Origin of the sequence: uncultured Draconibacterium sp., assembly GCF_913060805.1 — a bacterium.
Taxonomy (GTDB): domain Bacteria; phylum Bacteroidota; class Bacteroidia; order Bacteroidales; family Prolixibacteraceae; genus Draconibacterium.
The window spans coordinates 112460-129369 of sequence record NZ_CAJXTC010000005.1; the positions used below are offsets into that span (position 1 = coordinate 112460).

Genomic DNA, 16910 nt, shown 5'->3' on the forward strand with positions numbered 1-16910 from the left:
AATACATTAATTTGATGAAATACAACAGAAATCTGCTACTCTCAGCATTACTTTTTTTGATAATCTTTTCCGCGTGCAACACTTCTGAAAAGAACGAAGCCTATTTGTTTACCTACTTTACCGGCAACGGACCGGGCGAAGAATCAATTCGATTTGCGGTAAGTGAGGATGGTTATAATTACCGGGCTTTAAACAACAATCAGCCGGTTTTGGATAACGATGATATTTGCACAACCGGCGGTGTGCGCGATCCGCATATCCTGCGCGGCGAAGATGGTAACTTTTACATGGTGGTTACCGATTTGTACGTAACCGACATGGGCTGGAAAAATTATGCTATGGTTTTACTGAAATCGGAGGATTTGATTAACTGGCAATCGTCGGAGGTGAATATTCCTGAGGCTTTTCCTGACGAGTTTGGCGATGTTTGGCGCGTGTGGGCACCACAAACCATTTACGATGAGGAAGCCGGAAAATACATGGTTTACTTTTCGATGAAGCAGGGCGACGATCCGGATATTATCTATTACGCATACGCCAACAAGGATTTTACCGCTTTGGAAGCGGCACCAAAACAATTGTTATTCAGCCCGACTAACAATGCTTGTATCGATGCCGATATCATCAAAAAAGACGGGAAATTCTACATGTTCCATAAATCGGAAAGTGGTGAGCCGGGAATTAAACTGGCCATTTCCGATAAACTGATAGAAGGCTATGAATACCCCAGTTTAGCGCGCGTGGACAAGGAAACAGAGGCCGTGGAAGGATCAGGTGTTTTCAAACTGAACAATTCCAACGAATGGATTCTGATGTACGATGTTTACGGACTGGGCCGATACCAGTTCACAAAAAGTGCCGACTTGCAGCATTTTGAAGTGATTGACGAAGCCATTTCAATGAATTTTCATCCGCGGCACGGAACGGTGTTACCGATTACAAAAACAGAGTTGAAACGCTTGATCGCCAAATGGGGAAAAATGAATGATCCGCTTCTGGAGGCTACTGCCGAAGGACTGAAAAAGCAAAATGTAAATATCGACAGCGAGAAAAGAACGATACGTTTTCCGGTGAAAAAGGGAGTTGATATTACTGCTTTTGACCCGGAGTTTAAAAGTTTCTCAGGGGTAACAGTAACGCCAACCGGACCGCAGGATTTTTCTGATGGTCCTGTTCAATATACCATCGAAATGGAAGGCGTTAGCAAACAGGCTTACAGTGCCATTGTTTCGGAGGATCATAATCCGGTGCTGGATGGTTTTTATGCCGATCCTGATGTGTTGTATTCCGAAAAAACAGGCAAATATTACATCTATCCAACCAGCGACGGTTTTCATAACTGGGGCGGTTATTATTTTAAAACCTTCTCGTCAGAAAATTTAGTTGACTGGACGGATGAGGGGATCATTCTTAATCTGCGCGAAGATGTAAGCTGGGCCGATCACAACGCATGGGCACCGTGTATTATCGAAAAGAAAATTAAAGGCCAATACAAATACTTTTTCTATTTCTGCGGAAGACAAAAGATTGGTGTTGCCGTGGCTGATAATCCGGAAGGCCCGTTTGTTGACAGTGGCGAGCCGTTGATCAATTGGAAACCTGAAGGCATTAACAGGGGGCAGGAAATTGACCCGGATGTGTTTACCGATCCGGAAACAGGGAAAAGCTACCTGTACTGGGGAAATGGTTATCTGTCTGCTGCTGAGCTGAACGACGATATGGTTTCGATTAAAAAGGAAACACTAAAAGTAATGACGCCGGATGAGACTTTTCGTGAGGGGATTTACGTGATTTACCGCCAGGGAACCTACTATTTTATGTGGGCCGAAGACGATACCCGCAGCCCGAATTACAAAGTGCGTTACGCAACCAGTGATTCTCCACTCGGAGAACTTACCATTCCCGAGAATAACATCGTGATACAAAAGGACCTTGAAAAAGGAATACTGGCAACCGGTCATAATTCGGCCATTCAGGTTCCCGGAAAAGACGAGTGGTATTTGGTGTATCACCGTTTTACTTATCCAAAAGGAAAAGATATGGGCTACCGTGCAGGTTTCAATCGCGAGGTTTGTATCGATAAACTGGAGTTTGATGCCGATGGAAATATCATTGAAGTAAAACCTACGTTGGAAGGAATTACGAGGTAGTTATTTCTTTCGAAATAGTGAAAAGCAGAATTTGGTATACTACCGGGTTCTGCTTTTTTATTGAATCGAACTGCGATTTTGTTGTCTTCTCAAATCAAAAGCACATTTGTGTAAAATTACTCCCGAAAAACTTCATTTAACGTGACTAAAAGAAGCGTTCTACGGCGCAATAATTTTGCGGGGCTGTAAAGGCTAACAATCGTCAGTATTATAAAGTGCGACTATACATATGTGATACTTTGCTACACATATGTGATAGTTGAATCATGCACGAAAGACTTCTTTTGGTATCGAAAACGACGCGTTTAAGGACTTGCTGTTCAGTAGTTAAGATGGCTATTTTGCTGCTGTTGTTGTGTTTTCGGGGCATCCGGAAACGATGATGAGCAAAAACCTTGAACAAACGGACAAACTAAACTGAAAACTGACGAACTTTATGAATCAAACTAGAAAACGCCCTCCTTTGCAATCCCTCAAAGCAGTATTCTTCACCCCGTAGGAAATTCCATTTATATAACTGAGAAATAAACATCAAATGACGATGTCAGAGCATCGTTATGTAATTTTTAAACTTAAAACATGTGAAATGAAATCGAATCTAACGAGAAAAACACAAGTACTTTTCTATGTTTTATTATTGGCGTTGTGTCCAATGATTGTATTGGCACAAACATCAAAAATAACAGGAACTGTTACTGATTCTGACGGGAACACCATTCCCGGAGCAACTGTTGTTGTTGAAGGAACTACAAATGGTACGGCCACCAATATTGATGGTGCGTTCGAACTAAATGCAAATGATGATGATGTACTTCAGGTGTCGTACATCGGTTTTAAAACTCAATTAATTCAGTTGAGTGGCGAAACAAACATTAAAGTGGTGCTCGAACTCGATGCTATTGGTATTGAGGAAGTTGTGGCCATTGGTTATGGTACCGTAAAAAAGGCCGACGTTACCAGTGCCGTGTCAACGGTAAAATCGGAAGACTTTATTAAAGGTGCCGTAAAAGATGCTGCACAATTGGTGCAAGGAAAAGTGGCGGGTTTAACCGTTTCGTTGCCAACCGGTAATCCAACCGAAGGTGCACAAATTATGTTGCGTGGTGTTTCTTCGCTGAATGGTGGAACAGCTCCTTTGGTATTGATCGACGGAATTCCCGGAAACCTTGAAACCATCGCTCCGGAAGATATCGAGTCGGTTGACGTGTTGAAAGACGGTTCGGCAACAGCTATTTACGGTACCCGCGGAACAAATGGTGTAATCATTATTACAACCAAATCGGGAGCTAATGAAATGGAGCCAACAATTGAGTATTCCGGTTATGTGTCTTTGGCGCAAATCAGTAAAAAGCTCGATTTCCTTAACGCAACGGAGTTAAGAGAAAAATGGGCCGAAGGTTACACATTTACCGGTGCCAACCTGCAAGACTACGGATCGGATACCGACTGGCTGGATGAAATTACCCGCGACGCGGTGAGTCATGTTCATAACCTGATTTTTAGAGGTGGAAGTAAAAATACCAACCTTACAGCATCGTTGAACTACAAAAACAATCAGGGTATTTTCATGAATTCTGACAATGAAAAATACACCGGAAGGATTGATATCAACCACAGCATGTTCGATAATAAACTGAAAGCGAACATCGGTATTATTTCAAGCGAGCAAAAATACTGGACTGGTGGCGACGGATACAGTTTTAACAACTACGTGTATCGTCAGGCAATTATTCGTAACCCAACCGAGCCGGTTATGAACGAAGACGGAAGCTGGTTTGAGCGCGATGTGTATTTCTACGATAACCCGGTAGGATACATTAAAGAATCGGAGGGACAAAATAAATATCGCAATATGCGTTTTACCGGTAGTTTGGTGTATTCTCCGATAGCCGACCTCGATCTTAAAGGTTTGTACGCAAGAAAAGGTAATTCGAACATTCGCGGATTTTACCAAACGCACAATCACGTTTCAACTACAAAATATGGTTCTGACGGTTATGCATCGCGTGGAACCGGCGACTATGTAGGAAACTACACTGAGCTTTCGGCCAGCTACAGAAAATCGATCGACAATCATCGTTTTTCAGCTTTGGCAGGTTATAACTACGAGGACAATACGTACGAAAACTTCTGGGTAAATAATAAATATTTCCCAAGCGATTCATACACCTACAACCACATCGGAATTGGTCAGGGTTTACCAAAAGGTGAAGCCGGAATGGACAGCGAAAAGTATTCTGATAAGCTGATTGCATTGTTTGCAAGGGTAAGTTATAACTATAACGACAAATACTTATTAATGGCCAGTTTGCGCCGCGAGGGTTCTTCTCGTTTTGGTAAAAACCACAAATGGGGGTATTTTCCGGGTGTGTCTGCCGGATGGCGTATTAACGAGGAAAGTTTTATGGAAAGCGTATCGTGGGTTGATAACCTGAAAGTGCGTGCAGGTTTTGGTGTAACAGGTATTAATGCCGGTAACAACTATCAGTCGCAGAGTAGTTTGAACTACGATAGCTATTTTATGTACAACGGCGATTGGATGCGTGAATTGATTCCTGCCCGTAATGCGAATCCTGATTTAAGATGGGAGAAAAAAGAAGAGTTTAATGTTGGTCTTGATTTCGACTTTTTTGGTGGCCGTGTTGGTGGTGCTTTGGATTATTACAGTCGTAAAACAAAAGATGCACTTTGGAACTACGATGTTCCTGTTCCTCCGTACTTATATGGCAGTATTATGGCTAACGTTGGTGTTATCCAGAACAACGGTTTCGAGGCGCTTATTAACGTAGTTCCTGTTCAAACTCAGAATTTCGAGTGGAACGCAAACCTGACTTATTCTACCAACACAAACAAACTGGTTTCTTTATCTAACGACCAGTTTCAAACAACAAACGATTTCTTCTACGCAGGATACACCGGCGAACCCATTCAGATTGAAACACACCGTCTTGAAATTGGTGGAAAAATTGGTAATTTCTACGGTTTAAGAAGTGTTGATATTACCGACGATGGTATTTGGTTAATTGAAACTCCTGAAGGAGATATTATTCCTGCCACCGAGTCGTCGACTGCCGACCGCCAGGTGTTGGGTAACGGTTTGCCAAAACATTACATGAGTTGGAACAACAATTTCAGATACAAAAACTGGGAGCTGAACATGAACTTACGAGGAGCTTTTGGCTACCAGATTCTGAACTTCCAACGTATGTTCTACGAAAACCCAACCATTGGTTACAATACACTCGATTCGGCCTACGACAAAGTTTATGGCAAAGCGGTACTTTCTGATGTGCAGCGTTATGTGAGCTACTATGTTGAGGATGGCGACTTTATCAAACTTGATAACGTTACTTTAAGCTACAACTTCAACGTTAAAAACAGCGAAATTTTCAAGAATGTACGTGTTTATGCTTCGGGTATGAACCTGGCAACAATTACAAGTTACAAAGGTATCGATCCGGAAGTTAATCGTATTGGTTTGTCGCCGGGTAACGACGACAGAGACCAGTATCCAACAACACGAACATACACATTCGGTGTTAACGTAACCTTTTAATTATTAGGAGTTGTTAATTATAAAAACAGAAAAAATGAATTTCAAAAACTATATAAAACGAATAGCGGGATACACCGCTTCTGTGGTTGGGATTTTGGCCTTGTTAACTACGGGAGGTTGCTTTAATCTTGACGAAGAAGTTTTTTCAGAAATTACCGAAGAGTCGTTTACGGCTTCGGAATCTGATATTGTTGCATTAATGGCCTCGGGCTACACGCCACTGCGCTACATTATGGACTGGCAGGGATTGTTTGATGTACAGGAGGAACCGGGCGATATGTTTGTTACACCAACCCGCCCGAATGGTTGGGACGATGGTGGTACTTACAAACGCATGCACTTTCATACCTGGAACAACCTGCAATGGCAACCACGAAATACCTGGATCAATTGTTTCGACGGAATCAACAATGTTAACCGTGTAATTCTGCAAATTGAGTCGGGATCGTTGCCACTAGCAGATGGACAAGCCGAACCGATTATTGCCGAAATGAGAGCTTTGCGCGCATTGTGGTATTCAATTTTGGTTGACACACACGGAAACGTGCCGTTGATTACCAAGTTTAGCGACGAAATTCCGGAGCAAAAAAGCCGCAGTGAAATTTATGAGTTTATCGTTTCTGAATTGAATGAAGTAATTCCGCAGTTGTCGGAAAATGTTGATCAATCAACTTACGGAAGACTAACAAAATGGGGTGCTTTGCAATTGCTGGCCCGCGTTTATTTGAATGCCGAAGTATACAAAGGAAGCGCCGAGTGGGATAAATGTATTGCAGCTTGCGATCAGATTATCAGCAGCGGAAAATACACGCTCGACCCAAGCTACCGGAATATTTTCAGTGTGAATAACGAAGGATCGCCTGAAATCGTTTTTGCCGTTCCTTACGATAATGTTTATGCTACCGGTTGGAATGCGCATATGAAAATGTTGCTGCCTTCTCACAGAGATGTTTTCAATATGGTTGCACAGCCGTGGGGAGGATCAAGTTGTAACCCACAATTCATAAACAGTTACGACGAAGATGACAACCGTTTGGAAGATAGCTGGTTAATCGGCGATCAGATAAGTGCGATTGATGGAAGCGTTGTAATGACATTGGTGAATGAAATGCCAAGCATTTATTATTGCGAGTTCGAACAAGGTTACCGTTGCCAGAAATACGAAATTGAAAACGGTTGCCAGTCAAGCATGAGCAACGATTTGCCTTACTTCCGTTACACCGATGTATTGATGATGAAAGCCGAGTGTTTACTGCGCACAGGAAAAAGCGACGAAGCTGCCGCATTGGTATCGGAAGTTCGTGCACGTTCGTTCGAAGATGCTGCAAAAGCAACAGTAACCGGCGATCAGCTGGAAGGAAATACAACAGTGCAATACGGTACTTTGGCCGAAGATGGAAGCATTGATGATCCGGGCGATCAAACTCCTGTTCAATATGGTCGTTTCCTTGACGAATTAGGCTGGGAATTTGCTGCAGAGTTCCGCCGCAGAACAGATATGATCCGTTTTGGTGTTTATCAAACCAAAAGCTGGTACAACCACACGCCACAAGGCGAGCATACAATTTTATTCCCAATTGGTGAATCAGAATTAAATACCAATCCAAACCTGGTGCAGAACCCGGGTTATTAATTTCACATCGTTTTTAGTTTAATTTGGTATTAAGGGCCGTTTAAAAGTGTTTCGCTTTTATTCGGCCCTTTTCTTTGTTATGATCATAATCGGCTTGTTTTTCCTTTGAAAGCGCTTTATTTGCATAAATTTTAAAGTTTTCAAGACATTTGTGCTAGTTGAAGTGTTTTCTGAAATTACTTTTGTAGGGTGCTAAAGTGTGAATGCCAAAATGAAAAGCCGTTTAAAAATTGTTCTGATTTATATTTCCCTGCTACTTTCGTTTGCTGCTAATGCAAATGGAGGGAAGCTGACATTTACGCACTACACCAACGAAGACGGACTACCATCATCATACATTAAAAGTATTTGCCAGGACCAGTTTGGTTTTATCTGGGCAGCCACCCGAAGTTCGGTTTGTCGTTTCGACGGGAAGTATTTTAAAACTTTTCAGGCGGTTGACAAGGATGGAAACCGATTTGACATTTGGAGCAAATGGAATCATTTTCACCAGGCCGACTCTACTTTGCTGGTGCAAACCACCGACGACGTTTTTTATTCCTTTAATTTCGAGAAAGAAATTTTTGAGCTTTACGAGCCTTTAAATCAGTTGGGCGAAGTTATTGAGTTGCACGAATCGAAAAGCGGTTACTGGGTGCTAAAACCTGATTCGATTTATTTGTATGACAGGGCACATGATAAACTCCGGAGTTTTAACGATTATGTGAGTTATGCGCCCGTTGAAGAGGGTGTTGAGGTGTTAAATGTAATGGAGAAGAACGGCCGTTTAATGGCTGTTACCGACGATAAGAGATTATTGATTTATGATTTGGAGCGCGAGCAACAGCGTCATTTTCAACTTCCGGAGGGGCTTTATCTTCCCGATTTATCGCATTTTTATATCGATAATAACAACTACGTGTGGATTGGCAGTTACGCAGGCGGATTGTATCAGATTAACCTGACCAACGGGCAGTCGCGTAAATTTTCTGCCGAAGAAAACGGAAACAGGCATTTGTTGCACAACCTGGTTCATACCATTAGCGAAGACCGGCAAGGGCGCGTTTGGATCGGAACAGAAGATGGTTTGTGTTTGTGGTCGCCTTATTCCGAGTCGTTTGAATATTACCAGCACGATATTAGAAATCCACAGGGATTGAATACAAATCCGATTTACAATACGTTTTGCGACCGCGATGGAAATATGTGGTTGTCGACCTATTTTGGCGGGATAAACTTTTGGAACAATACACCCGAGTTTTTTCATGTATGGCAGGCCGGTACCGGCGAGCAACACCTGTCGGGAAGCGCAGTGAGTTGTATTGCTGAAGATGAAAACGGCAATATCTGGGTTGGAATGGAAGATATGGGAATCAACCAGATCGATCTTGAAAACGACGAAATTGTTAGGGTAATTAACGAGAGTAATGGTTTGTCGTTCAATAACGTACACGATTTGTTATTTGAAACCCCCGAGCGTTTGTGGATTGCAACCTACACCGGTGCGGTAAATATTTTAAATCTGAAAACCGGTAAGTTTACCTACATCAACAGGTCCAATTATCCTGAACTTCCATCGAACGATATTTACAGTTTGCTGCATGTTGGCGATAGTATTTTTATTTCAACTTCGGCAGGAATTGCTGTTTACAATACCGAAACACGCGAACTCGACCGCTACCAGCCCGATATTTTCAATGCAGTGCAGGTAGAATATATGTTCGATAGTGAAGAGCGTATCTGGTTTTCGTCGTACAAGGGAACTTACTATTTCGATAAAAAGAAACGTGAGATCGGGAGGATTGACGAGTTTGATTACCTGAGAAATATAAACTTTGTAAAAACCGATTCGAAAAACCGTCTTTGGATTGGCGATTGTTTACACGGTTTGTGCGGTATCGATCTCGAAACCGACTCGATATACACCTATAATGAATCCAATGGTTTCCCGTTTTCGTGGATTTTTAGTCTCGAAGAGGGGAGCAACGGATATTTGTGGGTAAGTGGCGATAAAGGTTTGGTGAAATTTAAACCTGAAACCGGCGAGATTGTATCCTACAACCGCGAATCAGGATTGCCATTCGAGCAGTTTAACTACAGGGCATCGTACAAAAGCAAAAACGGCGAGATTTATTTCGGGGCCAACCGCGGAATGATCTCGTTTAACGAAAAGGATAAGCAGGATGTAAAAAAGGAGCTCGATGTGGTTTTCCGTGGCATGCAGCTGTTTAATCAGCCGTTGGTTCCGGGCGAAGATCAGGCTTTGGAAAAATCGTTGAACGTACATCCTGAGCTGCGTTTAAAGTATAAGCAAAATGTTTTTACCATCGAGTACAGTGGTTTGCATTTCAGAAATAAAGGAAACTGCCAGTACGCCTACTATCTCGAGAATTTTGAAGACTCGTGGAACTACGTTGGTAACCGCGATTTTGCCACGTACACCAACCTGGGGCCGGGCGAGTACTTTTTTCACGTAAAAGCCTCAACCGATAATACGACCTGGGGAAGCAAAACGAACACCTTAAAAATTACCATCGAGCCGCCGTTTTGGTTATCAAAATGGGGTTTCTTTATTTATTTCCTACTGCTGATTTTGGTGTTGGTAGCTTTTTATGTGGTGGCTACACGCATACAAAAGTCGAAAGCGCTGGCCGAAATGGAACGACGCGAGCGGGAATACCACACCGAGTTGAATAACTTTAAACTCGAGTTCTTTACCAATGTTTCGCACGAGTTGCGTACCCCGCTAACTTTAATTGTTGGGCCGGTTACCCGAATTCTTGAAGATGAGAAACTTACGCCGGCGCTGAAAAAGAAAATGAAGGGCATTATGAATAATGCACATCGTTTGCTTACACTTATTAATCAGCTGCTCGAGTTCAGAAAAATTGAAAACGGAAAAGAGAAACTGAGGGTTAGTCACCAAAATATTACCACGCTGTTAAAAGACGTTGAGGAAGCATTTATTGAATCGGCCGAATCGAAATCGATCGCTTTTAAATTCGAAATCATCAATCTCGATACAAACATTTGGGTTGATTGTCAGAAGCTGGAGAATGTGCTGATTAATTTGATATCCAATGCATTGAAGTTTACAAAAGAAGGTGGCGAGGTAAATGTGCAAGTGGAATTACTACCTAAAGAGTTAATGTTTAAAACATTGAAAATTTCGGTGGCAGACAATGGAATTGGAATCGATCCATCGAAACTGAAAAAGATTTTCGACCGTTTTTACCACGCCAACGGAGAAAGTGAAAACCAGATTGCCGGATCGGGAATTGGGCTGGCATTGGTGAACAGTTTGGTAAAATTGCATAAAGGTACCATCGATGTGAAAAGTGCTGTGGGCAAAGGTGCTGAGTTTGTTGTACAATTACCGGTTTCGCGCAAAGCCTACAACGACAATGAAATTTTAATTGGTGCCGATCAGTATATTCCGCATGTTACGCTGGCCGACGATTTGAAGCCGGTTCCGGTAATGCGCGACGAGGTGGAACGCCTCAGTACACAACCATCAATTTTGGTAATCGACGATAACCGCGAACTGCTCGAATTTATTTCCGAAACGCTTGTAAACGACTACAAAGTAATTACTGCAATCGACGGTACCAAAGGCATGGAGAAAGTGGAAGAGAGTCTTCCTGACTTGATAATCAGTGATGTTATGATGCCCGGTATCGATGGTTTTGAGCTCACTCGAAAATTGAAATCCGATATTCGCACTTCGCATATTCCCGTAATTCTGCTTACTGCAAAAAGTGGCGAAGAAAACGAGTACGAAGGGTTACAAACGGGTGCCGATTATTACATTGAAAAACCATTTTTACCACATATTCTCATTAAGTTGATAGAAAACGTGCTGAACACGCGAAAAAGCCTGATTGAGCGCTTTAAATCGGATGCACAAATGTTGCCGACCGAAGTGGCATGTTCGGTGTCGGATAAAGATTTCCTGGAGAAGATAAGTGGTTTGATAAAAGAAAATATCGACCGTCCGAACCTCGATGTTTCGTTCCTGGTAAACGAAATGGGAATAAGCCGCTCGCTGCTTCATGTAAAACTGAAGAAGCTTACCGATTGTTCGGCCACCGAGTTTATCCGTTCAATACGTTTGCGCGAGGCGGTGAAATTAATTGCCGACGGTACCTGTAATATTTCTGAAGCGGCGTACAAAACCGGTTTCTCTAGCCCGGCGTATTTCAGCCGACGGTTCAAAGAATATTTTGGCGTTACTCCAAAGTCTTATTTCGACAAGTAACAACACCTTTTAATTTTAATTAACAGCGGAGCCGCTTTCAATGGTGCCCCGCTTGGGCAAGTTCATTCATTATTGCATATGTGTGTTTGGTGCACAAACAGGTTCAATCTTCCTCCTGCGGCCTTGTTTCAGGCCATTGTTTTCGTTTTCTTATGTGTGGTGTGTGTTTTGTAAGTGGCAGTTCTACAGTGCGATAGAGTAAAGTTTTACATTTGTGCTAGTTTCCTGAACATCCGTTATCGTAGGAATTTGTGGTTTTCTCTTTCTTGTGGGAACTAAATTAAACGAGAAGTGTACATGCATTCTTAAAATGATAACGAGTAAAAAATCAAACTTAAATTTCTATTCTATGAGAAAAACTTAATAACGAAAACCTGGCTAGTGCTGAAGATCATTCAACATAAAAAGATCGGCAGCAGGTACTGAACAAAAAACTCGAAATTGAAAAAACAACAAATGATAGGAAGTTGTCGGTTCCTTTTCTGAACCTAGAGTCGGCAACAGTAATTACTAAATTAAAAACGATGTGAAATGAAATCTATTCAATCAAGAAAAACACGAATGTTCTGCTATGTCTTGTTTCTCCTGATCTTTCCATTCACAGTATTTGGTCAATCCAGCAGGATTTCCGGAACTGTTTATGATGCGGACGGAGTAACTTTACCCGGTGTAACAGTAATGGTTGTAGGTACAACAAATGGTACCACTACCGACATTGATGGTAAATACACCATTAATGCAAATGCTGAAGACGTATTACAATTCTCTTACATTGGATTTAAAACTCAAGAAGTCCAGTTAGAGGGAAAAACAACTATTGATGTAACAATGGCGGTTGAAACCATTGGTATTGATGAAGTTGTTGCTATTGGTTACGGTACCCAACGTAAAGGTGAAGTAACCAGTGCTATTGCCAGTGTAAAATCGGAAGATTTTACGGTGGGTAAAATTGGCGATGCTGCCGAACTGGTAAAAGGTAAAATTGCCGGTTTAAGTATTACCAATACTTCGGGCGACCCGAATGCCACTTCAAACATTATGCTGCGTGGTGTTACTACCATTATGGGTAATGTGTCGCCACTTGTACTTGTTGACGGAATTGAAGGTTCCCTAACAACCGTTGCTCCGGAAAACATTGAGTCGATCGACGTATTGAAAGATGCTTCGGCAGCTGCTATTTATGGTACAAGGGGTGCTAACGGTGTAATCCTTATTACTACCAAATCAGGTAAACGCGGTTCGTACTCAAATGCAACTTATTCAAGTTACGCATCTGTATCGGAGTGGTACAAAACCGCCGATTTTATGGATACGCACGATGTAATTTATGGTCGTACCAATTTCCCTTACGATGGTTACGATACTGATTGGTTAAAAGCCATTACACGTAAAGGTGGTTACACTCAAAACCACTCATTAAGTTTCGAAGGCGGATCTGACAAATCATCTTACTCGGCAAACGTTACCTATTCGGATGAAGAAGGTATTATGCGTAAGAGTGATAGTGAAGACCTGAAAGCTCAATTGGATTTTAGCCAGTATGCGCTAAACGATATTGTGAAATTAAACCTGAATGTATTGTATTCAACACATAACAATACGAACAATAACAATGCTTACGCGTATCGTCAGGCATTAATTCACAACCCATCGTCTCCAGTTTATCACGAAGATGGTGCTTACTACGAAGAGTTTAACCGTTTTCAGTACTACAACCCTGTAGGAATACAAAACGAGCGTATTGGTGATTACCGCAGCAAGTACGCGCGCGTGGTTGGAAACATTACTGTTGAGCCGATTAAAAACTGGCAAACTAACCTGATGTTATCACGTGGTGAAACATCTACAACAGGTCAGGACTACTACACAAGTAAGTTTTATTCGCAAAGTACTGTTGATCCTGAAGATCAATACAGAACAATTCCTCGCGTTAGAGGTGGCGCCGGAAAATCATCGAGCAACTACAAAAGTGAAAACGTAGAATTGACTTCGAAATATAATTTTGAAATTGAAAAGAGCCGTGTAACAGCTTTGGTTGGTTACAGCTACTTGTATAATGTGTCAGATGGTTTCAGTGCAGGTAACTCTGAATTCCCATCAGAATCGTATTTATACAACAACCTCGGACAAGGTTTGTACTTAACCGATGAAGACCACACAGCAAGTATGGGATCGTCGAAGTCTGATAATAAACTAGTCGGTTTCTTTGGCCGTGCAAGTTACAGCTACGACAATCGTTTTAACCTGATTGCAGCTGTTCGTCGCGAAGGTTCTTCTAAATTCGGTGAAAACCACAAATGGGGTACTTTCCCATCAGCATCGGTTGGTTGGACAATCAGCAACGAATCGTTTATGCAGGCAGCAACCTGGCTCGATAACTTAAAACTACGTGCCGGTTATGGTGTAACAGGTGTAATTCCTGGAAACAACTACATGTCGTTAACTACATACGACTACGATGCTTACGGTAAGCACTTAAGTCAGGATGGTGTGTGGACTCCTTCGTTAAAGGTAGCACAAAACCCTAACCCTGATTTGAAATGGGAAACTACCCGCGAGGTAAACATTGGTGTTGACTGGACTATGTTTGATTCAAGATTAACTGGTTCGGTTGACGTGTACTCGAAAAAGACAGTAGACTTATTATACGACTATGCAGTACCTGTTCCACCAAACATGTACGGATGGACAACTGCTAACGTTGGTGAAATGCAAAACCGCGGTATTGAGTTTATGGTTTCAGGATCGCCGGTTAAAAAAGGTGATTTCGAATGGAACTCAACTTTAACTCTGTCGCACAATGCCAACAAACTGTTGAGCTTGTCGAACGATTTATACGAAACTGATAACTTCATGGAAGTTGGTGGTGTTAGCGATCCTATTTCGGTAGCTACTCACGCCATGGAAGTTGGCCAACCTTTAGGTGATTTCTGGGGACTTCGTTCAGTAGGCGTTAGCAAAGATGGTTTTGTTTTGGTTGAAGTTTACGACGACGAAACTGATACATGGTCGGTTAAAGAATTTGATACAAGTTACAACCTGGAGTCAAATCGTCAGCGTTTAGGAAACGGTTTACCAAGTGTTTATGCCGGATGGAACAACACTTTCCGTTACAAAAACTTCGATTTGAGTGCAATGATCACCGGTCAGTTCGGTTACCAGATTTTGAATGTTCAACGTAGTTTCTACGAAAACAACTCAATCGCTTACAACCGCTTGAAAACTGCAGCCGACTTACATCCTGCAATTACTCCTGATGGAGCTCCTGTAATTGATGAAGCTACAGGCGAACAATTGATGGTTAAATTGTCAGGTTCAATGCCACAAGGTGTTTGGAGCGACCATATTGAAGATGGTGACTTTATTAAACTGAGCAACGTTACTTTAGGTTACACGCTGCCAATCACAGGTAATTTTGAAAAATACATCAAAAACCTGCGTTTGTATGTTAGTGGTCAGAACCTTTTCTGTATTACCGGTTACTCAGGTTTAGATCCTGAAGTATCAACTTACTTCCTGGCACCTGGTATCGACGACCGTGATAAGTATCCAACTGTTCGTTCATACACTTTTGGACTTTCTGTTAACTTTTAAAAATTGAGAATTATGAAATTCATAAAAAACTCTATACTTAGTTTTTCCTTAGCAATTTTATTGTTAATGGGAGCTTGTACCGACCTGGACGAAACAGTGTATTCCGGGTTGACCGATGAAACCATCGATGTAAATGACCCGGAAGTAGTTGGGTACATGATGGGTGAAGCTTTAGCTCAGTTCCGCTTCCTTTACTGGGGATGGAACGGCTACTTCGATGTAATGGAAGAATGTAGCGATATTTACATGACTCCAAAACGTCTTGGTGTTGGTTGGGGTGACCTTTACATTCCAATGCACAAACACAGTTGGAACTCTACACAAGGCCACATTGATGCATTATGGAACTATGCCTATGTAGGAATTGGTTATGCCAACAAAACGCTTGATGTATTACCTGAAACAGGTCCGGAACAAGCGCAAATGCGTTTTATCCGTGCATTAAACTACTACGTGTTGCTTGATGCATTCCGTAACGTGCCATTGGAAACAACTCAGGACACTGAACCTGGATACCTTCCGGAACAAGCAGATGCTCAAGAAATTTTTGATTTCTGTGTAAGCGAATTGAATGCTATTAAAGATGATCTTGGAACTGAAAAAGTATTTGGTTATGCGAACCGCTTTGCTGCCGATATGGCGCTGGCAAAATTGTACCTTAACTACAATGCATATTTCGGAACAAACGATAATTCATATTACACATTGGCTTTAGCCGAGGTTAATGATGTAATCGAGAACGGTGGTTATTCACTGGCTCCAAATTACCTTGATAACTTTAAAGTAGACATCGACGGATCGCCGGAAGTAATTTTCGCTATTCCGTTAGATCATACCAATGCATCGCACAACTATTTGGTAAATAAATGTTTGGTAGGTGCCGGTGCTGCTGCATACGGTTACAATGGTTCGCCATGGAACGGTAGCTGTGCTGTACCTCAGTTTATCGATACTTACGAAGAAGGTGACATGCGTTTAGGTTATACCTGGGCAGGTGGTGTACAACATTTTGCAACTGAAGATGCTGATGGTAATACCATTCCTCAATCAGGCGATCCTATTCCTTTTGGAACCGACGACTGGGCTGGCGAAGGTTACCTGAACTACTCAAGAAACGTTCACTCAATTGATAATCCTGGTGCCTACCAGCAAGAAGGTTACCGTTTTGTGAAAAGCGAAATTGAAGCTGGCGACTATGGTACTTACGGAAACGACGTAGCTTTCTTCCGTTTGGCTGATGCTATGTTTATTAAAGCTGAGTGTTTACTTCGTTTAGGACAGGATGAGCAAACTGCTGCCGACCTGATTACTGAAGTACGTAGCCGTTCTTTCGATTCTGCACAGGGTGCTGTTCGTACAGTTGCCGACCTGAAAGGTGGTAGTATTTACGATTACGGACACCGCGAATACACCAGCGAAGGATTTGCTAACTACGATCCTGCATCATACATCGTAACCATCGAAGGTGGTGATGATATTGAATTAGGTGGTTTATTAGATGACCTGGCATGGGAATTTGCCGGCGAGCATCACCGTCGTCAAGACCTTGTTCGTTTTAAAATGAGCGATGGTAGAAATGTATTTAACGGAAAATCATGGTTCTGTAAAGATGCCACAACTGAAACACATTGGGACTATTTCCCAATTCCGAAAGCAGCTTTAGATGCTAACATTTCACTTGTTCAAAACGATGGTTATCAGGGTGCGACAAATTAATTGGAGTAATACACTACTGAAAAT

The 16910-nt window shown here is 42.0% G+C and carries 6 protein-coding genes; all 6 read left to right on the forward strand.

The features are described from left to right. Nucleotides 1–14: 14 nt before the first annotated feature. Complete coding sequence (locus QZ576_RS04665; protein WP_297094574.1) at nt 15–2150, forward strand: family 43 glycosylhydrolase; 2136 nt, start codon at nt 15–17, stop codon at nt 2148–2150. A 586-nt stretch (nt 2151–2736) separates the two neighbouring features. After that, the gene (locus QZ576_RS04670) at nt 2737–5706 is read left to right on the forward strand and encodes a TonB-dependent receptor (protein ID WP_297094576.1); all 2970 of its coding nucleotides are present in this window, start codon (nt 2737–2739) and stop codon (nt 5704–5706) included. A 34-nt stretch (nt 5707–5740) separates the two neighbouring features. Then, entirely contained in the window at nt 5741–7339 is a 1599-nt protein-coding gene (locus QZ576_RS04675; protein WP_297094578.1) for a RagB/SusD family nutrient uptake outer membrane protein, read from the forward strand. Between the two features lie 211 nt (nt 7340–7550). Then, nucleotides 7551–11576 carry a two-component regulator propeller domain-containing protein gene (locus QZ576_RS04680; protein ID WP_297094580.1) on the forward strand — a complete coding sequence of 1342 codons (4026 nt, stop codon included), beginning with the start codon at nt 7551–7553 and terminating at the stop codon, nt 11574–11576. A 531-nt stretch (nt 11577–12107) separates the two neighbouring features. Then, nucleotides 12108–15170 carry a SusC/RagA family TonB-linked outer membrane protein gene (locus tag QZ576_RS04685; RefSeq protein WP_297094581.1) on the forward strand — a complete coding sequence of 1021 codons (3063 nt, stop codon included), beginning with the start codon at nt 12108–12110 and terminating at the stop codon, nt 15168–15170. A gap of 12 nt (nt 15171–15182) precedes the next feature. After that, the gene (locus tag QZ576_RS04690; protein ID WP_297094583.1) at nt 15183–16886 is read left to right on the forward strand and encodes a RagB/SusD family nutrient uptake outer membrane protein; all 1704 of its coding nucleotides are present in this window, start codon (nt 15183–15185) and stop codon (nt 16884–16886) included. Nucleotides 16887–16910: the final 24 nt, after the last annotated feature.